Source organism: Streptomyces winkii, from assembly GCF_032248595.1.
Lineage (GTDB): Bacteria > Actinomycetota > Actinomycetes > Streptomycetales > Streptomycetaceae > Streptomyces > Streptomyces winkii.
This window is the reverse complement of sequence record NZ_JASTTH010000003.1, coordinates 699,363-719,238: the sequence shown is the minus strand read 5'-3', so window position 1 is coordinate 719,238 and position 19,876 is coordinate 699,363. Positions and strand designations below refer to the sequence as shown.

17 protein-coding genes, 3 pseudogenes and 1 riboswitch are annotated in these 19,876 nt (G+C 71.4%); of the genes and pseudogenes, 6 read left to right on the top strand and 14 right to left on the bottom strand.

The genetic code is table 11. The features are described from left to right. Positions 1-15 precede the first annotated feature (15 nt). Positions 16-699: a pyridoxamine 5'-phosphate oxidase family protein gene (locus QQM67_RS11635; RefSeq protein WP_314173616.1), complete on the top strand. Its 684-nt coding sequence runs from the start codon at positions 16-18 to the stop codon at positions 697-699. Positions 700-711: 12 nt separating this feature from the next. Here QQM67_RS11635 and QQM67_RS11630 read toward each other — a convergent pair whose 3' ends face one another. Together QQM67_RS11630 and QQM67_RS11625 are read right to left on the bottom strand one after the other, a co-directional pair. After that, complete coding sequence (locus tag QQM67_RS11630) at positions 712-1,755, bottom strand: EamA family transporter (protein WP_314173615.1); 1,044 nt, start codon at positions 1,753-1,755, stop codon at positions 712-714. A gap of 12 nt (positions 1,756-1,767) precedes the next feature. Then, positions 1,768-2,361: a peptidase gene (locus QQM67_RS11625; protein WP_399066247.1), complete on the bottom strand. Its 594-nt coding sequence runs from the start codon at positions 2,359-2,361 to the stop codon at positions 1,768-1,770. A gap of 211 nt (positions 2,362-2,572) precedes the next feature. Between QQM67_RS11625 and QQM67_RS11620 the strand changes: the two genes are divergently transcribed. Continuing rightward, positions 2,573-3,238: a DUF4232 domain-containing protein gene (locus tag QQM67_RS11620; protein WP_314173614.1), complete on the top strand. Its 666-nt coding sequence runs from the start codon at positions 2,573-2,575 to the stop codon at positions 3,236-3,238. Positions 3,239-3,298: 60 nt separating this feature from the next. Here the strand turns inward: QQM67_RS11620 and QQM67_RS11615 are convergent, their stop codons facing one another. Continuing rightward, positions 3,299-3,913, bottom strand: coding sequence for a PadR family transcriptional regulator (locus tag QQM67_RS11615; protein WP_314173613.1), 615 nt, complete (start codon positions 3,911-3,913; stop codon positions 3,299-3,301). A 214-nt stretch (positions 3,914-4,127) separates the two neighbouring features. Between QQM67_RS11615 and QQM67_RS11610 the strand changes: the two genes are divergently transcribed. Then, on the top strand, positions 4,128-4,967 hold the full coding sequence (locus tag QQM67_RS11610; protein WP_314173612.1) for a PhzF family phenazine biosynthesis protein: 840 nt from the start codon (positions 4,128-4,130) through the stop codon (positions 4,965-4,967). A 21-nt stretch (positions 4,968-4,988) separates the two neighbouring features. Here the strand turns inward: QQM67_RS11610 and QQM67_RS11605 are convergent, their stop codons facing one another. Further along, positions 4,989-5,744 (bottom strand): CPBP family intramembrane glutamic endopeptidase, encoded by a 756-nt coding sequence (locus tag QQM67_RS11605; RefSeq protein ID WP_314173781.1) that lies wholly within the window; start codon positions 5,742-5,744, stop codon positions 4,989-4,991. 201 nt (positions 5,745-5,945) lie between these two features. Beyond that, positions 5,946-7,442 (bottom strand): glutamate--cysteine ligase, encoded by a 1,497-nt coding sequence (locus QQM67_RS11600; protein ID WP_314173611.1) that lies wholly within the window; start codon positions 7,440-7,442, stop codon positions 5,946-5,948. Positions 7,443-7,948: 506 nt separating this feature from the next. On the opposite strand from QQM67_RS11600, the gene QQM67_RS11595 reads away from it, so the two are divergent. Next, a complete protein-coding gene (locus tag QQM67_RS11595; protein ID WP_314173610.1) occupies positions 7,949-8,566 on the top strand; it encodes a hypothetical protein in 618 nt (205 codons plus the stop codon). Between the two features lie 283 nt (positions 8,567-8,849). Then, complete coding sequence (locus QQM67_RS11590; RefSeq protein WP_028437360.1) at positions 8,850-9,056, top strand: DUF5999 family protein; 207 nt, start codon at positions 8,850-8,852, stop codon at positions 9,054-9,056. A 93-nt stretch (positions 9,057-9,149) separates the two neighbouring features. Here the strand turns inward: QQM67_RS11590 and gcvP are convergent, their stop codons facing one another. After that, positions 9,150-12,050 (bottom strand): aminomethyl-transferring glycine dehydrogenase, encoded by a 2,901-nt coding sequence (gcvP, locus tag QQM67_RS11585; RefSeq protein WP_314173609.1) that lies wholly within the window; start codon positions 12,048-12,050, stop codon positions 9,150-9,152. Between the two features lie 187 nt (positions 12,051-12,237). Further along, positions 12,238-12,333, bottom strand: a riboswitch (glycine riboswitch). Between the two features lie 257 nt (positions 12,334-12,590). Here gcvP and QQM67_RS11580 point away from each other — a divergent pair. Next, the gene (locus QQM67_RS11580; protein ID WP_314173608.1) at positions 12,591-13,034 is read left to right on the top strand and encodes a PRC-barrel domain-containing protein; all 444 of its coding nucleotides are present in this window, start codon (positions 12,591-12,593) and stop codon (positions 13,032-13,034) included. On the opposite strand, the pseudogene QQM67_RS11575 reads toward QQM67_RS11580, so the two are convergent. The 8 genes and pseudogenes from QQM67_RS11575 to QQM67_RS11540 all read right to left on the bottom strand — a co-directional run. After that, positions 12,971-14,473, bottom strand: a pseudogene (locus QQM67_RS11575) (DNA polymerase IV); the annotation flags it as partial. The gene QQM67_RS11580 and the pseudogene QQM67_RS11575 sit on opposite strands and share 64 nt — an antisense overlap. A gap of 33 nt (positions 14,474-14,506) precedes the next feature. Further along, the gene (locus tag QQM67_RS11570; protein WP_399066239.1) at positions 14,507-15,118 is read right to left on the bottom strand and encodes a MerR family transcriptional regulator; all 612 of its coding nucleotides are present in this window, start codon (positions 15,116-15,118) and stop codon (positions 14,507-14,509) included. Positions 15,119-15,303: 185 nt separating this feature from the next. After that, entirely contained in the window at positions 15,304-15,777 is a 474-nt protein-coding gene (locus QQM67_RS11565; RefSeq protein WP_028437364.1) for a bifunctional nuclease family protein, read from the bottom strand. Between the two features lie 69 nt (positions 15,778-15,846). Next, positions 15,847-16,543 (bottom strand): annotated as a pseudogene (locus QQM67_RS11560) (MerR family transcriptional regulator). A 25-nt stretch (positions 16,544-16,568) separates the two neighbouring features. Next, positions 16,569-17,469, bottom strand: a pseudogene (locus tag QQM67_RS30635) (FHA domain-containing protein). 58 nt (positions 17,470-17,527) lie between these two features. Beyond that, positions 17,528-18,598: a DUF881 domain-containing protein gene (locus QQM67_RS11550; RefSeq protein WP_399066235.1), complete on the bottom strand. Its 1,071-nt coding sequence runs from the start codon at positions 18,596-18,598 to the stop codon at positions 17,528-17,530. Between the two features lie 5 nt (positions 18,599-18,603). Continuing rightward, complete coding sequence (locus tag QQM67_RS11545; RefSeq protein WP_314173605.1) at positions 18,604-18,936, bottom strand: small basic family protein; 333 nt, start codon at positions 18,934-18,936, stop codon at positions 18,604-18,606. Continuing rightward, on the bottom strand, positions 18,936-19,832 hold the full coding sequence (locus QQM67_RS11540; protein ID WP_314173604.1) for a DUF881 domain-containing protein: 897 nt from the start codon (positions 19,830-19,832) through the stop codon (positions 18,936-18,938). The genes QQM67_RS11545 and QQM67_RS11540 overlap by 1 nt, the downstream gene beginning before the upstream one ends. Between the last annotated feature and the right edge of the window lie 44 nt (positions 19,833-19,876).

Here is a 19,876-nt window from a genome sequence, read left to right as displayed (position 1 = left end):
GCAAGGGAGAGTTCCTTGGCCCGCACCGTCCCGTCCCCCGGCCCCTCCTCGGACGCGTACGTCCGCACGGAGCGCAGCGTCCCGACCCGCCACCGCGAACGCGCCTCGTACGACCGCGAGTTGGTGCACTCGATCCTCGACGAGGAGTACGTCTGCCACCTCGGCTTCGTGCGCGACGGCGCACCCGTGGTACTCCCGACGCTGTACGTGCGCAGGGGCGAGCGCATCTATCTGCACGGCTCCACCGGTTCGCGCCCGCTGCGGGAGGCGGACGGCCCGCAGGGCCTGCCCGTCTGCGTCACGGTCACCCGCGTCGAGGGGCTCGTGCTGGCGCGCTCCGCCTTCCACCACTCGCTCAACTACCGCTCCGTGCTGGTTCACGGGACGGCGCACCGGGTCCCGGAGGGCGAGGAGCTCGCAGCCGCTCTGGACGCGCTGGTCGACGGCGTGGTCCCCGGCCGGGCCGCCGACTCGCGCCGCGCGGACGCCAAGGAGCGGGCCGCCACCGCCGTCCTCCGCCTCGACCTCGCGGAGGTCTCCGCGAAGGTGCGCGAGGGCGGCCCCGTCGACGACCCAGAGGACCTCGCGCTCCCGCACTGGAGCGGCGTCGTCCCGGTCAGCCGCACATACGGGACACCGGTGCCCTCCGAGGACCTGGCTCCCGGCACGGCACTGCCCGGATATCTCAAGGGGCGTTGATCCGGGGCGAGTTCAGGCTCCGGCCCCGGGCTCGTCGGGCGCGGGCGCCGCCCGGAAGGTCGCCGGGCGGGCCGCGCCGCCGGCCGCTCCGCCCGACGCCACCGGCTCGTCCTGCTGCCCCTTCGGGGCCGAACTCTGCGCGATGAGCGCGCCCAGCAGCACGACCGCGCCGCCCACGAGCTGTACGGCGGCGAGGTGTTCGCCGAGGAGCACCCAGGCGAGCACCGTCGCGATCACGGCTTCGAGGCATGCCACGACGCCCGCGACCTGCGGGGAGAGCCTGCGCACCGAGACGACCCCGGTGAGATACGCGGCGACCGTCGCCACCAGCACGATCCAGCCGAGCAGCACGACGGCGGGAAGCGTCCTGCCGTCCATGGACGCCTCCCCGGCCAGGACGCGCCACTCCATCTCCCAGGGCCTGGCGATCACGGTCAGCACGAGGGCGCCGGTCAGCAGTCCGTACGCGATGACGCCCAGCGGATCCGTGGGGCGGCGTCCGTCCGCACCGTCGCTGCCGTGGTCCGACAGCACGAAGTAGCCCACCTGGCAGCAGGCCGCGCCCAGCGCCAGCAGCAGCCCCGCGAGATCGAGCGTGAGCCCCGACCACACCTGCACGACGCAGGCCAGTCCGCCCACCGCGAGGACGACTCCCACCCCCGCGGCGCGGCTCACCGGCCGCCGCTGCACGAAGCGCACCCACCCCAGAACCATCGCCGGCGCGAGGTATTCGATGAGCAGCGCGACGCCGACCGGGATGCGGGAGAGCGCCGCGAAATAGCACGCCTGGACTCCGGCGACGGCCAGCAGCCCGAACCCCGCCAGGAGTACGGGGCGTTCACGCACCAGCCACCGGTAGCGCCAGGCGAGCGGAAGCATGACGCAGGCGGCGCCCGCCACCCGCAGCCACGTCACATGGAGCGGTTCGAGACCGGCCTCGATGAGTGGTTTCGCGGCCGGTCCCGAACCACCGAACGCGAAGGCGGAGATGAGGGCGAGCGTGAGGCCGAGACTGCGGCCGCCGGTGGACGCGGCCGGCTGTGGAGCGTCGTGCATGCGCCCATCATGTCAACCCTCGACAGGAGTGTCACATGCCAGACCCCTGACACCCCGGGGAGCCTCGGACAGCAACACGGCGGCTCCGACGTCGAGTCCGAGTGCGAGCCCCCGCACGTCGACTCCGGCGATACGCAGCACCTCGGCCGCGCGGCACCCCTCGTCGGCGGCCAGCCCGGCGAAGAGGTCGACACCCTCCGCGCGCACGGCGCCCCGCACGGCGGCACGCTCCAGCGCCACCTCCAACGCCCCCGCGGCGGCGGGCGACCAGCCGGGCAGCAGGCCGGTGTTCACCTTCCCCGCACGCGGACCGGCGGCCTTCTCGACCGCGTGGCGCCAGCGCAGCCCGTAGCCGATGGAGCGCTGGGCGAGATAGCCGAGCAGCTTCGCGGTCTGCGCACCGCCTCCGCCGAGGAACGCCCGTACGACGGGGTCCGATTCGAGAAGGCTGTGCAGGAGATGCGCCGTGTCCACCTCGCGGTCGCCCCCGCGCGAGGCCCGCCGGCGCGCGGTCGCGGCGACGGCGGCGAGCTGCTCGCTCAGCCGGTCCTCGATCACCGCGCCTGCCGTTGCGCTGGCGGGCCTGGGGGGCGTACTGATGTCCACATCACCACCACATCACACGCACAACCCGGCTCACATCCGCGCTGCGGGGCATATGTCGTACCCCGGCAGGAGCGTGGGTGCCGGACCGGCCCTCCTCCCTGAGGATGAGGCCGTATCGGGGAACCCACGGAGGGCGTCCGGGAACCGAATGCCCGGAACGTCGCGTCTTGTTCTTCAACAGCCCCCCATACGGCAGCACTTGGAGATTTCCATGGCCGTTCACCATGCACGCTCCGTTCTCGCCGCTCTCGCTCTCGGTGCCGCTGTGACCGTCAGCGGATGCACCGCGGGCTCCGGGTCCTCTTCCAACTCGCCCGCGTCCGTGGACGGCACGGACTCCGGCTCCACCTCGTCACCCCGTCCCTCCGCGCCCGGCGACGCCGGCCCGAAGGGACCGGAGGCGCAAGGTGCCGAGGACGACGGCGGAGGCCGGCCCGGCTCCGGCGACGCGGCGAGCCGAACCCGCTGGTGCACGACGAAGGCGCTCTCGGTCTCGCTGCGCCCGGGGCAGCCCGCCGCCGGCAACCGCTACGCGGACCTCGTCCTCACCAACTCCTCGTCCGCGGCCTGCCGTACGCAAGGCTGGCCGGGCCTCCAGCTGACCGGCGAGGACGGCGAGAAGATCCCCACCGACGCCGTACGGGATCACTCCACGCCCTCGGAGCCGATCACCCTCTCCCCCGGCGGACGCGCGTCGGCCCGGCTGCACTGGACCGTCGTACCGGGCAAGGACGATCCGGCGGACGGCAAGTGCCCCGGCCCGGCGGCGCTGCGCGTGATACCCCCGGACCAGCGCACCGCGAAGTCCGCGGCGTGGAAGATGGGCGAGGTGTGCGGCGCCGGCCAGATCGACGTCCGGCCGCTGCTGCCCGGGTAGGCCCCTCGGGACGGCAGCGGCCGGAGTCCCACCGGGCACGGAGCACCCGTGCCCGGACGGTCACTCGTCCTCGGCGAGGATCAAGTACAGCTTCTTGCGGGCGTCGTTGACGACCTCGACGGCCTTGTTCCGCTGCTCCTGAGTGCCGTTCGCCCAGACCTGCTGGAACGCGCTGACCAGACCGCCGCCGGCCTTGCGGACCTCGTTCATCGCATCCCAGTCGATGCCGCGCCCAGCGTCCTCCCACGGGGCCTCCGGGCCCGCGTCGGCCTCCTCGCGGCCGGCGTCGGTGAGGGAGAAGAGGTTCTTCCCGCCCTCACTGGCGCTGCTGATCAGACCCTCGTCCTCCAGCAGCTGGAGCGTCGGGTAGACGGAGCCGGGGCTGGGCTTCCACGCCCCGCCGCTGCGCTCGGCGATCTCCTGGATCATCTCGTAGCCGTGCATCGGGCGGTCCTTCAGGAGCGCCAGGATCGACGCCCGTACGTCACCGCGGCGGGCCCGCCCACGCGGTCCTCCGCGGCCCCGGCCCCTGGGCCCGAAGGGCGGACCGTCGCCGAAGGGAGGGCCGAAGGCCCCGAAGGCCCGCCGCTCGGACGGACCGAACCCGGAAGGCCCGCGGTGTCCCGGGCCGTGACCGCGCCCGCGGCCACCGAATCGTTCTTCTTCCTTACGCATTGCGTCATCCTTTCGGTGAGCTGTCTTCGACAGCCCATTGACTTGTCGTGATGGGTCAACGATATATCGGCGATGCTCGTATGGCAATGCCCACCGGTCTCCGGATCTGAGAGACCGGCCGGCGCCGCGTACGGTCCGCGTCCACCGGTACCGGTCCACCTGCGCCGCATTGGCCGTCGTCCTCCCGGCGCCGCGTCGTCTAGCCTCCCGGCGCATGAGGATCCGTACAGTCGACGCCTTCACCGACCGTCCCTACTGCGGCAATCCGGCTGCCGTCGTGCTGCTGGAGGAGTCCGCCTTCCCGGCGGACCGGCGCCTCCAGCAGGTCGCCAACGAGATGAACCTCTCGGAGACCGCCTTCGCACACCCGCTCCCCGGCGACGAGGACGCCGACTGGGCACTGCGCTGGTTCACGCCCACCGCGGAGGTCGACCTGTGCGGCCACGCCACGCTGGCTACGGCCCACGTGCTGCACAGCGACGGCCTCGGTGGCGGGACGGTCCGCTTCCGCACCCGCAGCGGCGTGCTCACCGCGGCCACCGCTCCCGGCGGCGCGATCACCCTGGACTTTCCGACGGCTCCGCTCACGCCGGTGGCGCCCCCCGAAGGGCTCGCCGCGGCGCTCGGCGCGGAACCGGTCTCCGTGCACGACACGGGCCCTCTCGGCGACCTTCTCGTCGAGGTGCCGGACGAAGGGACGCTGCGCGCCCTCGCCCCCGACGGGGCGGCGGTGGGCCGGCTGCCGCACCGGGGCGTCATCGTCACCGCGCTCGCGGACGGCGGCGGCGAGGACGACGGCAGCGACAGTCAGGACTACGACTTCGTCTCGCGGATGTTCGCTCCCTCGGTCGGCATCCCCGAGGACCCGGTCACCGGCAGCGCCCACACCGCGCTGGCGCCGCTGTGGTACGCACGGCTCGGCCGGGACTCGCTGACGGGCCTCCAGTGCTCCGCGCGCACGGGCCTGGTGCGTACGACGCTGCGCGGAGAGCGCACGGAACTGACGGGCGAGGCGGTCACGGTGCTCGACGCGCAGCTGTGCGTCGAATGGTGAGAGCGGGGCGGCCCCGCCGTGTCACTGCGTGGGAAGCCAGCCCACCTTGCCGGCGAAGAGCGCGTAGCCGGTGAAGGCCACGATGTCGATCAGCGCGTGAGCCACCACGAGCGGCCCGACCCGTCCCCACCGGCGGTACAGCACGACGAAGACGGCGCCCATCGCCATGTTTCCGAGCAGACCGCCGACGCCCTGGTACAGGTGGTACGAGCCGCGCAGCACCGAGCTGACCCCGAGCGCCGCCCACGGTGAGAACCGCAGCTGCCCGAGCCTGCGCAGCAGGTAGCCGACGACGATCACCTCTTCCACCACGGCGTTCTGCACGGCGGAGGCGATCAGTACGGGGATCCGCCACCACACATGGGGCAGCGACTCCGGGACGACCGTCAGATTGAAGCCCGCCTGGATCGCCGCCAGGTACAGCGCGAGCCCGCTGCCGCCGATGGCAGCCGCCAGCAGCGCTCCCCACCCCAGGTCGAACCCGGGCTTTCTCCGGTCGAACCCGAGGGAGCGCAGACCGCCGGTGCCTTCGCGCATGAGCAGATGTGCGACCAGCGCCACCGGAACCAGTGCCGTGGCGATCCCGAAGAGCTGCCAGGCCAGGTCGAGCCACGGCCGGTCCGGAGCGCGTGAGGTGTTGAGCCGTGCCGCCTGGTCGGCGAGGACTCCGGAGGCGGTCAGCGAACCCACGAAGCTGATCAGGGCCGATACGGCACTCGCCCCGAGCGACAGCGCGAGCACCAGCAGCGTCTCGTGCCGGAGTGCGGGCGCAGGCAGCGTCTCCCCGGACGCCGGGGACCGAGCGGGGTCGCTCGCTTGCGACTGCACACATGCCTCCAGTTCACCGGTCCGCGTCAGCCGGGGACGTCCATAGCTTGCCGGACGGCACGGCGCCGCGCGAAGCGGGGTGGGGCGTCGCCGGAAACCAGGGGGGCGACCCGGCGGCCGGGGAGCGGGGCGGCGGCGTCGCCGGACCGGCTACGCGCCGGGCGGCCAGGTGTGCACCGGCTCGCCCGTGCGCGCGAGTTCGCAGTAGCGCCGCGTGACCGCCGCGAGCGCCTTCTCCCGGTCGAGGCCGGAGTCGACGGCGCGGTGGTAGGCGGCGGCCTGCCACGAGGCCCCGTTGACGCGGCGCCGGCAGCGCTCCTCGATGATGCCCAGACAGCGCTCGCGGTCGCCCTTCTCCACTCCCCACGCCTCCAGCCCGGCGGCCGCCATGGGCAGCAGTTCCTCCTGGACGAGCCGCGCCGCGGGCACCGTCGCCAGCCCGCCGGTGCGCCCGGCCCGCGGCCACGTCAGCTCTGCCTCGATGCCGTGCCGGCAGGCCGCGTCGAAGTTCGCGGACGCCGCCGCGAACGGCAGCCGTGACCAGACGGGGCGCGGCTCGTCGGCGAGGCTGCGCACCAGCCCGTAGTAGAGCGCGGTGTTGGCGAGTACGTCCGCAACGGTGGGGCCCGCGGGCAGCACCCTGTTCTCCACGCGCAGATGCGGCACACCGCCGGTGACGGCGTACACGGGTCTGTTCCAGCGGTAGACGGTGCCGTTGTGCAGGACGAGTTCGGGCAGCGCCGGGATGCCGCCGTCGCCGAGTACGCGGTGCGGGTCCTCGTCGTCGCAGATGGGCAGCAGGGAGGGGAAGTAGCGCAGGTTCTCCTCGAAGAGGTCGTACACGGAGCCGATCCACCGCTCGCCGAACCAGGTGCGCGGCCGGACGCCCTGGGCGCTCAGCTCGGCCGGCCGGGTGTCGGTGGCCTGGAGGAAGAGCGGGATGCGCGACTCCCGCCACAGCTCGCGGCCGAAGAGGAAGGGCGAGTTGGCGCCCATCGCGACCTGCACCGCGGAGACCGCCTGCGAGGCGTTCCACACATCAGCGAAACGTTCCGGCGTCACCTGGAGATGCAGCTGCACCGACGTGCACGCGGCCTCGGGCGCGATCGAGGCGGACGTACGCGTCAGCCGCTCGACCCCTTCGATGTCGAGGACGACCTCCTCGCCGCGCGAGGCCATGATCTGGTCGTTGAGCAGGGTGTAGCGGTCCACGTCGGTGAGGTTGGAGGAGACGAGGTCCTCGTCCGTGAGCGTCGGCAGGATGCCGATCATCACGATGCCCGCGCCCTCCTCCATGGCCTGGCGGTCCGCGTAACCGAGCCCGGTGCGCAGCTCCTCGGCGAGCTGGTCGAACACCCGCCCTGCCAGGCGGTGCGGCACGATGTTCACCTCGAGATTGAACTGCCCGAGTTCCGTCTGGAAGTCCTTGCTGCCGATACGGCGCAGCACCTCGGCGTTCATCATGCGCGGCATTCCGTCGGCGTCCGCGAGATTCAGCTCGATCTCCAGACCCATGAGATTCCGCGGGCGCTCGAACCGCCCCTCGTCCAGGAGCACTCCGAACGCTTCGAGGCACTCCTTCAGTTTCCGCCTGTACCGATGCCGAGCGGACAGGTCGAACCCGTCGGAGACGACCTTCTCACCCATCGGGGTTGTCCCTCCTCGATACGGCCGCGTGGTGTCAGCGATGATGCCCGTACGGCCGGCGGATAACGCCTCAGCAGCATCCCCGTACCCGGCTGCCGGTCACCGCTCACCTGCCCGGGGCGCACGTTCCTCTGGCATGACGCAGCGGTCCAATCCCATCCGCACAATCCTTGTGGGAAACGCAGACGGGATCCGGCCGACCACGGCAGAGCTGTTTCTCCAGGCAGCGGGACCGGACGGTCCCGCACATGCGGTCAAGTACCGCGCAATACTGACCGGATAACGTCTCGCGTGAGAAAGCACGACGTGTTAGTCGAAATGGGGATGTAACACGCTTCGTATAAACTCCGGTCCAGGCTGAGACGCGGTATCACCGGTCGGCCGGTGCCCGCAGTCGACGCCTCCGCCGCTGCTTCGCGGCCCTTCTTTCGCATTCTCACGCCGACACTGCCGTCCGCGCCATGCCGAGCACCACGAGTCTCCAGCTTGAGAGGTGGCGACCCATCATGCCGCTGCATGTCCTTTCCGCCCCGGCTCCCGCATCACGCAGCGTTCTCGCGGCACTCCGCTCCCCCGCCGCAGTGCACCGGGGCGGCAAGCCGTCCGCCACGGATGCCGCCGACGCCGCGGGGCGCTCACTGGAGATCGAACTTCCGCTGCCCGTCCACGAATTGACCGGTTCCGGTTCCTCCGGGGCGGGGTGGAAGACGCGACTGGCGGGCTGGCGCTTCCTGCTGAGGGAAGCGGGAGCAGCCGCCGGGTCGGACGCCGTCGGCGCCGCGGAGACCCTGCTCACCGCCGACGGCTGGGCGTTCGCGTACTTCTGCGGCGGCCCGTACGTCGCCTCGTCCCAACGCGCCCTGCGGCAGGCCGAGTCGGTGCCCGGCCTCCATCAGCCGCGGCTGCTGTCCGTGCCCGGGCTCTACATGCTCACGCTGTGGCTGCACGCGAACACCGCCGCGGACGTGGGCGAGGGCACTCCGCAGCGCTCCGACGTGCTGATCCCGCTCGCTCCCGCGCCGCCCGGCATCGCGGCCCATGTGCCGCATCGGGCCGGTGCCCTGCTGCCGCTGCTCACCAGCCGTTCCGTCCCGGCGACTCCCCTGCTCAGCAGCGGGGCGTGAACCTCCGCGGGGCAGGCGCATCAAGCGGGGGTGCCCCTGGGGCGTGTGCGCCCCCGCTTCCCCGTGTATGAATACGGCAAATCGCCCGTAAAGCCTGCGTAGTTGACGGCAACCACCCGCGCGGGTGAAGCGTCTGTCCTGGTTGAGTACCGGTGACACGAAATCCCTGCGGAATCCACTCCGCTTGGGAACACTGGGACACGCATCAGAACGGGGGGCGGCCATGAAGACCGTCACGAGCCGCAGCACGGACGACACAACACAACGGAAGACGACAGCGACAATGTGCCAGCACCAGCCACCGTGCCCGACAGCCGAGTCCGCCGACCGGGAGGCCGCCCATCCTGTGGCCCACTTCCCGGAGCAGGGCTGGAGCCTGCTGTGCAATGGTGTTCTGCTCTTCGAGGACACGGGCGAACTGCTTCCGGACGGCAAGATCATCGATCCGCACCGTCCTCTCGACAGCCGTAACATCGCCACCGCTGCCTGAATCCGCAGCGGCGAATGGCCAGGGCCGGCCCGGTGTTTCCACCGAACCGGCCCTGACGTACGCGGTATTGCCCGCGTAGCTCCGAGAACGCCGTCAGCCGTCGTACTCCTCGACGGGCGGGCAGGAGCACACGAGATTGCGGTCGCCGTAGGCGCCGTCGATCCGCCGCACCGGCGGCCAGTACTTGTCCGCGGAACCGACCCCAGCCGGGAAGGCCGCCTCCTCACGTCCGTACGGATGGTCCCAGGCCCGGCTCAACTGCCCCGCCGTGTGGGGTGCGTTGCGCAGCGGGTTGTCCTCGGCGGGCCACTCCCCCGAGCCGACCTTGTCGATCTCACCGCGGATCTCGATCATCGCCTCGCAGAACCGGTCGAGTTCCGCCAGGTCCTCGCTCTCGGTGGGCTCCGTCATGAGCGTCCCCGGCACGGGGAACGACATGGTCGGCGCGTGGAAGCCGTAGTCGATCAGCCGCTTGGCCACGTCGTCGATGCTCACGCCGGTCTGCTTCGTCAGCGGCCGTACGTCGATGATGCACTCGTGCGCGACGAGTCCGCGCGGACCCGTGTAGAGCACCGGGTAGTGCGGCTCCAGGCGCTTGGCGATGTAGTTGGCGCCGAGCACGGCCACCTGCGTGGCCCTGCGCAGCCCTTCGGCTCCCATCAGCCGGACGTACGCCCACGAGATCGGCAGGATTCCGGCCGAGCCCCAGGGCGAACCGGAGACCGGGCCGATGCCGGTCGACGGGCCCGCGGCGGGCTGCAGGGGGTGGTTGGGCAGATGCGGTGCGAGGTGCTCGCGCACGCCGATCGGGCCGACGCCCGGTCCGCCGCCGCCGTGCGGGATGCAGAAGGTCTTGTGCAGGTTGAGGTGTGAGACGTCGGCGCCGAACTTGCCGGGACGGGCGAGCCCCATCAGGGCGTTGAGGTTCGCCCCGTCCACGTAGACCTGCCCGCCGGCGTCGTGCACGGCCGCGCAGATGTCGGTGATGTGCTCCTCGAAGACGCCGTGCGTGGAGGGGTAGGTGACCATCAGCACGGACAGTTCGTCGCCGTACTGCTCGATCTTCGCGCGCAGGTCGGCGGTGTCGACGTCGCCGTCCTCGCTGGTCTTGATCACCACGACCCGCATCCCGGCCATCACGGCGCTGGCGGCGTTCGTGCCGTGCGCCGAGGACGGGATCAGGCACACGGTGCGCTGGTCGTCCCCGCGCGAGCGGTGGTAGGCGCGCACCGCCAGCAGGCCCGCCAGCTCGCCCTGGGAGCCCGCGTTGGGCTGCAACGACACCTGGTCGTATCCGGTGATCTCCGCGAGCTGCTCCTCCAGCTGCCGGATCAGCGCCAGGTAGCCCTCGGCCTGGTCGCCCGGCGCGAAGGGGTGCAGCGACGCGAACTCCGGCCAGGTGACGGCCTCCATCTCGGCGGTCGCGTTGAGCTTCATCGTGCACGACCCGAGCGGGATCATGCCCCGGTCGAGCGCGTAGTCCCGGTCCGCCAGCCTGCGCAGGTAGCGCAGCATGGCCGTCTCGGAGCGGTGCTCGTGGAAGACGGGGTGGGTCAGGTAGTCGTCGGTACGCAGCAGCGCCTCGGGCAGTGCGTCCGGGAGCTCGCCGTCCACGGCGCGGTCGTCCAGCTCCCCGGCGTCCGCCTCCACGCCGAAGGCGGCCCAGACAGCCTTCAGCTGGGCCCGGCCCGTGGTCTCGTCGCAGGCCATCCCGACGTGGTCGGCGTCCGTCTCGCGCAGGTTCACGCCCGCCTCGCGGGCGCGGGCGACGATCTCGGCCGCACGCCCCGGGACCCTGGCCGTGACGGTGTCGAAGTAGCTGCCGTGGACGATCTCCACGCCGCCTCCGCGCAGCCCCTCGGCGAGCAGCGTCGCGTAGCGGTGGGTACGGCGGGCGATGCGGGCCAGGCCCTCGGGCCCGTGGTACACGGCGTACATCCCGGACATCACCGCGAGCAGCACCTGTGCGGTGCAGATGTTGCTGGTCGCCTTCTCGCGGCGGATGTGCTGCTCGCGGGTCTGAAGGGCGAGGCGGTAGGCCTGGTCGCCGTCGGCGTCCTTGGACACTCCGACGAGGCGGCCGGGCAGGCTGCGGGCGTACTTGTCGCGCACCGACATGTAGCCGGCGTGCGGCCCGCCGAAGCCCATGGGCACACCGAAGCGCTGGCTCGACCCCACGGCGATGTCGGCGCCGAGGGAGCCGGGCGAGCTGAGCAGCGTGAGGGCCAGCAGATCCGCGGCGACCGTCACGACGGCGCCGAGCTCGTGCGCCTGGTCGATGACCGCGCGGTGGTCCCGCACGGCGCCGGACGCTCCCGGGTACTGGAGCAGCATCCCGAAGACGCCGCGTTCGGCCACCTCCGCGGGGATGCCGTCGGTCAGGTCCGCGACCACGACCTCGACGCCGGTCGGCTCGGCGCGCGTACGGATCACGGCGACGGTCTGCGGCAGGCAGTCGGCGTCGACGAGGAAGACCCCCTGCTTGACCTTGCCCACGCGCCGGGAGAGCGCCATGGCCTCGGCCGCGGCCGTGGGCTCGTCCAGGAGCGAGGCACCGGAGGTCGGGAGACCCGTCAGATCGGCCACCATGGTCTGGAAGTTGAGCAGGGCCTCCAGCCGTCCCTGCGAGATCTCCGGCTGGTAGGGCGTGTACGCGGTGTACCAGGCCGGGTTCTCCATGACGTTCCGCAGGACGACGGACGGCGTGAACGTCCCGTAGTAGCCGAGGCCGATCATGGACGGGAGCACCCGGTTCCGGGAGGCGAACTCGCGCAGCTCGGCGATGACCTCGGCCTCGGTGCGGGCGGGCGGCAGGTTCAGGGCCTCGTTGCTCTTGATCACTTCGGGGACGGCGGCCGCGGTGAGCTCGTCGAGGGATCCGTACCCCACTTGGGCGAGCATCTTGGCCTGAGCACCGGCGTCGGGGCCGATGTGCCGCGATTCGAAGGGGGTTCCGCGTTCCAGATCGGCGAGAGGGATGCGGTTGGCAGTCATCTGCGGGGGCCTCCTGGTCACTGTGACCTTCGGGGACACCACGGCGCTGGTGCCCGGACGCCCTCCCCCTCTGTCATCGCGACCTGAGAGTTTCACCGGCCCGCCCCGGCTGAGCGGCGGCCCGGCTTTCACCGTCGGTGAGGAGGAGCCCAGGCACTGCTCGGCCCGCCCTGCTTTCCAGAGTGACCTCACCCGCGCGGTACGTGAGCCTGAGAGATTCCGGGGAGGAGTTGCTCCTTCGGCGCCCCCGGCTGACGCCGGAGGACTCTCCCGCTCGGGGTCCACAGCCGGTTCCGAGCCTACCAGCGGTTCCTGTCACAGGGGCCCCGAGGTGCACTCGGGTGGCCAACCGCTGAAATGTGCCTTTGGGTGGTAATACGGCTTGTACGACCGGCTCTCGGCGTCCTCGGCGCCCCCGCAGCTCGCCGTTGCGCGGCAGTACGGCAAGGCCGAGGGAGGGGTTCGTCAGACCACCAGACCCAGGGCCGGCCTCGTCGCGCGACGCACCCGGTGCCCCGGTCAGGACGACTTGGAGGGACCGTGCAGAACGACATCGATCCACGGAGCCTTATCGGGCGCAGAGCGCTCGACAGCAGCGGCTGCAAGATCGGGACCATCGGCGAGGTCTACCTCGACGACGCGACCGGCGAGCCCGAGTGGGCGGCCGTGCGCACGGGGCTCTTCCGGCGCGAGGCCCTCGTACCGCTGGAACCGAGCGAGCTGGTCGGCGGCGTCCTCCGCGTCCCGTTCGAGCGGGCTCTGGTGCGCAGCACACCGGTCCTGGGCGTGGGCAGGCATCTCTCTCCGCGCCAGGAGCTTCAGCTCTACCTCCACTACGGGCTGGACGTGCCGCCTTCACCGGAGGCCGGGGGCCCCTCGGCCTCCCCCTCTGCGAAGTCTCCGGGCTCGGCCGCATCGCCCTCGTCCCCCTCGTCGCCCCCTGCCGACAGGGACTTCGGACGGATAGCGGGAACCGAGAGCTGAGACGGTTCTTCCGTCGCTTCCCCTGCCGGGTCCGGCGGATCCGCACGGCCGTGCCGCGACATCGCGGCGAGCGGCGGCGGCTCTGCCGGCTCCAGAGCGGGATCGTCGACCGAGAACGTACGTACGCGCCCGGGCCGCGATCCCGGGTCCTCGAACCGCACGGTGACCCGTCCCAGGCCGCTGCCCTGCACCCAGCCGTGGCCGTGTTCCGTGTGCCGCACGTCCCGTCCGGGGACCCAGCGCCGGCCGCCGCCCGGCAGCTCCGCCGTCTCCGCTACCGCCGCCGGTCCCTGCCGTGGCCGCTCCGGGGCCTCGGCCCCCGTTTCCGTGGACTCACCGGTGCTCGCCGTCGCCTGTGCATGTGCCTGTGCGAACAGATCCTCCTGTGTGAAGTCCGCCAGGCCGCTCACGCCGACGCCGAGCAGCCGCACGCCCGCCGTGGTGTCCACGGTGTCGATCAGCCTGGCCGCGGCCTCGCGCACCACACCCGAGTCGTCGGTGGGGCCGCGGAGGGTCTCCGAGCGCGTCAGGGTGGAGAAGTCGTAACTCCGCACCTTGATCACCACCGTGCGGCCGGATCTGCCCGCAGCGCGCAGCCGCTCCGTACAGCGGTCCGCGAGCCGTGCGACCTGGGCCTGGACGAGCGCCCGGTCGGTGAGATCGACGTCGAAGGTGTCCTCGACCGACACGGACTTCGCGTCGCGCTCCGCGATCACCGGCCTGTCGTCCCAGCCGTTCGCCATCGCGTACAGCGAGGTCCCGTGGGCCTTGCCCAGGAGCCTCAGCAGCTCCGCCTCGCCGGCCTCTGCCGTGTCCCCGACCGTGGTGATCCCGGCCCGGCGCAGCACCTCCGCGGTGGCAGGGCCCACCCCGGGCAGCGTCCGTACCGGCATCGGAGCCAGCAGCTCCCGCTCCGTACCGGGTTCGATGACGACGAGCCCGTCCGGCTTGGCCTCCTCCGAGGCGATCTTGGCGAGCATCTTCGAACCGGCCAGGCCCACCGAGCCGTTGAGGCCCGTGCTCTCGCTGATCTTCTTCCGCAGACGATCGCCGACGACCCGTACGGCGGCCGAGTCCGTGCCCGCCGTGAGCTCGTCGCCCGCCTCCAGGTCCACGAACGCCTCGTCGAGGCTGAGCGGCTCCACCAGCGGCGACATGGCGCCGAGGATCTCCATCACGGCGTCGCTGACCTCGCGGTAGAGGCTGAAGCGCGGCACGAGGTAGGCGGCGTTGGGGCACAGCCGCCGGGCCTGGGCCATGGGCATGGCGGAGTGGACACCGAAGATCCGCGCCTCGTACGACGCCGTCGCGACGACTCCGCGGGGGCCGAGACCGCCCACGACGACGGGCTTGCCCCGGAGGCTGGGCTTGGACGCCTGCTCGACCGCGGCGTAGAAGGCGTCCATGTCCAGATGAAGGATCGTCGGAGCGCTTCTCACGCTCGTCGATGCTGCCGCATGGGACTGACAGTCTCAGCCGGCGCGGTTGCGGCGCCGTGCCAGCTCGTCCCCGGGGTGATCGCCGACGATGGTCTCACCGGTGTCGACGTGCTCGCCGTGCAGCTGTGCCAGCGCCCCCTCGACGTCCTTCCACACCACGCCCACCGCGATCCCGAACACGCCCTGCCCGGCTTGCAGCAGGTCGACGACCTCGTCGGGCGACGAGCACTCGTACACGGTGGCGCCGTCGCTCATCAGCGTCATCTGTGCGAGGTCGGTGCGGCCCCGGGAGCGCAGATGCTGGACGGCGGTGCGGATGTTCTGGAGCGAGACTCCGGTGTCCAGCAGCCGCTTGACGATCTTGAGGACGACGATGTCGCGGAAGCTGTAGAGCCGCTGACTGCCCGACCCGTAGGCGGGCCGGATGCTGGGCTCCACGAGCCCCGTGCGCGCCCAGTAGTCGAGCTGGCGGTAGGTGATGCCGGCGGCTGAGCAGGCGGTGGGGCCGCGGTATCCGATCAGGTCGGGCGATTCCCCGGCGGAACTCTCCCCCTGCTGCGGCTCTGCCGGGGCACCTGGGGGTGGGGATTGGTCCGCTGCCATACCGTCGCCGGTACTTCTCACGCCGACCTCCGTCCTCCACATCCCGGGGCATACCCCGGAACCTGCCTCACCGAAGGTAGGCAGTCACCGGTGGTGCGTCAACGATCGCCGCACTCGGCACGCCGGGTGATGATGCCCCAAGGTGTGGTTTGCCGTAACCACAAGCGGGGAAGACGTGGCGCTTCGCGTTCGGGAGGGGACGTACGGGGAGTGCCGGAGCGGCCGGATCACTGGCTGCTCGTGCCGAAGTCCTCGGGCGAGATCTGGTCGAGGAACTCGCGGAACTTCTCCACCTCGTCCTCCTGCTCGTCCGGGATCGCGATCCCCGCGTCGTCGAGCACACCCTCGCTGCCGTAGATCGGCGTACCGGTGCGCAGTGCCAGCGCTATGGCGTCCGACGGGCGCGCGCTGACCTCGACCCCGCTGGCGAAGACCAGCTCGGCGTAGAACACGCCCTCGCGGAGGTCGGTGATGCGGACAGCAGTGAGCTCCTGCCCCACCGCCTCCAGGACGTCCTTGAAAAGATCATGGGTGAGCGGGCGAGCAGGCGTCATGCCCTGCTGCGCGAAGGCGATCGCGGTCGCCTCCCCGGGGCCGATCCAGATGGGGAGGTACCGGTCGCCACCCACTTCACGCAGCAGCACGATCGGTTGGTTGGAGGGCATTTCGACCCGGACACCCACAACGTCGAGCTCGTTCACACAGCAACCCTAGGCCGTGCCCCGCCTGTTTGGGTAGTCGGGACCCGCGCCCCGAGCCGCCGTATGAACCTACTCACTCGGGCAGCACCCCGCCCTCAGACCGCTTTTCGAGCGGCAGCCGAGCGCCGCCTGCAGGAACGCCGCGTGCAGCTGGGCGCAGAGGGCCGCTGGTCGCGGGGCCGTGGGTCCGCGTCCGGTGCGGTCGCGGCGTCGGTACCGATGTCGGTACGGGAACCCGGACGCGAATCCGTACCGGAATCGCGGTGCCGTCTGAGCGGGACCAGCGCCCTCCCCAGCATTCCGGCCTCGTGATCGGCGGCGGCCTGCACGGAGCGCAGCTGCCGCGGTGGGATTCCGTAGCCGCCGAGGTCCGAGACCATGCGGGCCACCGTCATGCAGGGCGAGGAGGCCCTGCGACCCCCACTCGGCCAGCTCCGCCTCCGTTACCGCGGCCGTCGCCAGCGGATGCGGTCGCTCACCGCGGGCCACAGCTTCGAGATGCTCTCTGATCACCTTCAGCGGGACGTAGTGGTCGCGCTGCGTCCGCAGGACGCAGGCGAGCCGCTCGACGTCGGCCGCAGTGAACCTGCGGTAGCCCGAGGGGGACCGCGCGGGCTCGATCAGGTTTTCTGTCTCGATCGAGGAAACGGATCTTGGAGGCCGTCACTCCAGGAAACTCCTCACGGAGCACGTGCAGCACGCCTCCGATGCTCAACGACCCGCTGCCCGCCCCGGCGGCACCACCGTCGGCACCGGCGGACGGTATGCCCCTCCATCGACCTCCCCGGAGGTCAGACGGCTCGCTTGCTGGCGAAGAAGACCAGTCGGAACTTGCCGATCTGGACCTCGTCGCCGTTCGCCAGCGGGACGCCGGCCTCGATGCGCTCCCGGTTGACGTACGTGCCGTTGAGGCTGCCGACGTCGGAGACGGTGAAGACGCCGTCCGGACCGCGCCGGAACTCCACATGGCGCCGCGAGACGGTCACGTCGTCCAGGAAGATGTCGCTCTCGGGGTGACGGCCCGCGGTCGTCAGGTCGCCGTCCAGGAGGAAGCGGCTGCCGGAGTTGGGGCCGCGGCGCACCACCATCAGCGCGGAGCCCAGCGGAAGAGCGTCGACGGCGGCCTGTGCCTCGGGGGACAGCGGCGGTGACTGCTGACCGGTCGCCTCCGCCTCGTAAGCCTCCAGGCCGGAGATCGAGATGGTCGACGTCGTCTCGGAGGAACCCTCGCCCGCCGGGACCCCGCCGCGCAGCGGTGCCCCGCAGTTGGAACAGAACCGGCTCGCCTCGGCGACCTGGGTCCCGCACCTGCTACACACCGGCACGGCAGATCCTCCACCTGTACTCGAGGTTGATGGTGCCCCGGAACCTATGCGGCCCGACGCTGCGGGGTCAACAGAAACCCCTCCCTGACCACCCGCATGGCCACCGCCGGGGGCAGAGACCTCGTCACGGAACAACGGCCGCCCTGCGCCCTCGTCGTCGGGGCCCGCGCCCGGCTCGTGCTGCCGGAAGGACCGGCGCCGCGCGCCACCGCCGTGATCCTGGCGGCCCTTGCCGAACAACCTTGCAAAAAAACTCACGGGCGATTCCCCTCGCACGAAACAGACCCGCCCGTGGGGCAGGACAGACCCTCGATGCTCTCACTCCGCTTGATCCGACGCCCAGACAACGTCCCCGGCCTACGGACAGTTTCCCTCACGCGATGGTCACCGGGGCCGCCGACCCCCCGCAAGACTCCGCCGCCACCTCACCGTTGGGATGACCGAGCGTAATCAGGCCGCTTCGCAGAGCGCAAGGCGTCCACGACGATCTTCTCCGAGGGCTGAACCGAGGCGTCAGCCTGCTCCTTGCGCAGTGTCTGCACCACGCCGCCGGGGATGTTCAGCGCCGGCTCAAGGTCCTTGGGCTTGCCGATCACCTGAAAGCGGTACGGCGGACTGATCTTGTGGCCGTCGACGCTCACGCCGCCGGCACTGTCCGAGAAGTACGTATTCGCAACCACGCGTACGTTGTTGACCTCGATCGCTTCGGCGCCGGCCGCGCGGAGTTCCTGCACGGCGTCGAGCAGCATGTCGGCCTCGACGGACTTTCCGGGGTCGGTGATGGTCAATTCGATCCCCGTGCCCTGCGCGCCCACCGTCCCGGCGAGCACGCCGAGTTGACGTGCCTTCTGACGTGTCTGCTTGCGTGCCTCCTCGGCCTGGTCCGAGCTGTTCTCCAACTCGGTGCGCTGGCCTTCGAGGCTCTGCTTCTCGTCCTCAAGTCGCTTGGTGCGGTCGTCCAGTTCGTCGAGGATGCGGACCAGGTCCTCCTGGCGCGCGCCGCGCAGCGAGCTGTTCTCGCTCGTCGAGCGGACCTGGATCGCCAGCCCGAGGCCCAGTACGAACAGCAGGAGCGCGACGATGAGTTGGGCTCGCGTCACGCGTGGCGGCCACACGGCCTGGGCAAGCCGCTGCCTGCCCGTGCGCCCTGACTCCTCTTCCGCGGCCGCGGACTCCGCGGGCGGCCTCCGCTCGCCGCCGCCGGCCGGGCCGTTCGCCGGCTTCTCCTCGGAGCTCTCCGCCGCTCCGTTCGCGGCTGCCGCCGAGTCGCCCGAACTCGCCTTCGGCTCCCGCGAGTCGGCGTTGCCTGCCTCGCGGTCACGCGGCGGCCTGGCTCCGTTGCCGCCAGCGCCGTCGCTGTTCTCCGGCCCGTCCGGCCGACCGCCGGGTCGGTTGTTCTCCGCGCCCTCGGCAGGGCCACGACCGGGCTCGCGCTTCCGCGCCGGTTCCTCGGGAGGCAGTTCGCCGGGGTGCTTGCCGGCCTCTCCGTCGCTCATCGGCCTCACGCCCGGAAGACGTGCCGTCGGATGGCGGCCGCGTTCGAGAAGATGCGGATGCCGAGCACCACGACGACGCCGGTGGACAGTTGGGCCCCGACCCCGAGCTTGTCGCCGAGGAACACGATCAAGGCGGCGACGACGACGTTCGACAGGAACGAGACGACGAACACCTTGTCGTCGAAGATTCCGTCGAGCATTGCCCGCAGCCCGCCGAAGACAGCGTCCAGCGCCGCGACGACGGCGATCGGAAGGTAGGGCTCGACAATCGTCGGGACGACGGGCCGGACGACGAGCCCTGCCACGACCCCGACGACGAGGCCCAGTACGGCGATCACTATCTGCTGCCCTCTCCTGTCTGCACCGGCTTTGCCGTTCGGACGATCAGGCTCGGCGCGGCCGGAAGCCGCACCTCCCCCTGGGTGCTGATGCTGGTGCGCACACCGTAGTTCTCCTGCAACACCTGCAAGTACTGCCCGTCTGCGCTGTCCTGGAACGCCGTGCTCAGCTTTTTCCCGGGCCCCAGTGCGAGCAGAGTGTACGGAGGCACCAGCGGCTTGTTGTCGACGAGTACGGCATCGCCGGCGGCCCGGATCGCCGAAAGCGACGTCAGACGCTGGCCGTTGACGGACACGGCCTCCGATCCCGACTCCCAGAGCCCGTTGACCACGCGCTGGAGATCCCGGTCGCGGACCCGGCCGTTGTCCGAGAAGTCACTGCTCTGCCGCGGGCCGCCGGAGTCGCTGGCCTGGGTGTCCTTGGCGTCGTCGACGACGAGCTTGATGCCGGGCCCGTGCACGGGCAGCGCGCCGGAGAGCAGCCCGGCCACCTCCGCCTCGTTGCCGCCGTGCTTCTCCAGCGCCTTGCGCTGCCGCGCCTCGACGTCCTTGCGCAGGTCGTCGACGCTGCGCTGGAGGGAGTCGGCCCGGCGGTCGCCGTCGTCGATCCGGGTGATCAACTCCTGCCGTTCCTTGGCGAGTTCGGGCGCGGACACCCGCGCCTGCGCCGCTCCGACGGTCACGACGAGCGCGGCGAGGACCAGTCCGGCGGCGAGCCAGAGCTTCGCGCGGACGGTGTCCGGCATGCCGGACCGGCCCTCGACGCCGCGGCGGGCGGCGGCCTGCGCGTAGCCGTCGTCGAGGCTGTGGTACATCGCGTTGTTCAGCAGCGACATGGAGGCGTCGGGCCGCGCAGGCCGCGACGCGGTACTCCGTTCGGGGTGCTGCTGCGACATGACGCACATCGTCGCACGGCAAGGTCACAACCGCGGAACGGGCC

Bases quoted from the DNA above. Each gene is read 5' to 3' on its own strand.
- QQM67_RS11600 (WP_314173611.1), bottom strand. From the start codon at position 7,442: ATGGGTGAGAAGGTCGTCTCCGACGGGTTCGACCTGTCCGCTCGGCAT.
- QQM67_RS11550 (WP_399066235.1), bottom strand. From the start codon at position 18,598: ATGAGCGACGGAGAGGCCGGCAAGCACCCCGGCGAACTGCCTCCCGAG.
- QQM67_RS11570 (WP_399066239.1), bottom strand. From the start codon at position 15,118: ATGTGGAGGACGGAGGTCGGCGTGAGAAGTACCGGCGACGGTATGGCA.
- QQM67_RS11540 (WP_314173604.1), bottom strand. From the start codon at position 19,832: ATGTCGCAGCAGCACCCCGAACGGAGTACCGCGTCGCGGCCTGCGCGG.
- QQM67_RS11590 (WP_028437360.1), top strand. From the start codon at position 8,850: ATGTGCCAGCACCAGCCACCGTGCCCGACAGCCGAGTCCGCCGACCGG.
- gcvP (WP_314173609.1), bottom strand. From the start codon at position 12,050: ATGACTGCCAACCGCATCCCTCTCGCCGATCTGGAACGCGGAACCCCC.
- QQM67_RS11630 (WP_314173615.1), bottom strand. From the start codon at position 1,755: ATGCACGACGCTCCACAGCCGGCCGCGTCCACCGGCGGCCGCAGTCTC.
- QQM67_RS11610 (WP_314173612.1), top strand. From the start codon at position 4,128: ATGAGGATCCGTACAGTCGACGCCTTCACCGACCGTCCCTACTGCGGC.
- QQM67_RS11595 (WP_314173610.1), top strand. From the start codon at position 7,949: ATGCCGCTGCATGTCCTTTCCGCCCCGGCTCCCGCATCACGCAGCGTT.
- QQM67_RS11615 (WP_314173613.1), bottom strand. From the start codon at position 3,913: ATGCGTAAGGAAGAAGAACGATTCGGTGGCCGCGGGCGCGGTCACGGC.
- QQM67_RS11620 (WP_314173614.1), top strand. From the start codon at position 2,573: ATGGCCGTTCACCATGCACGCTCCGTTCTCGCCGCTCTCGCTCTCGGT.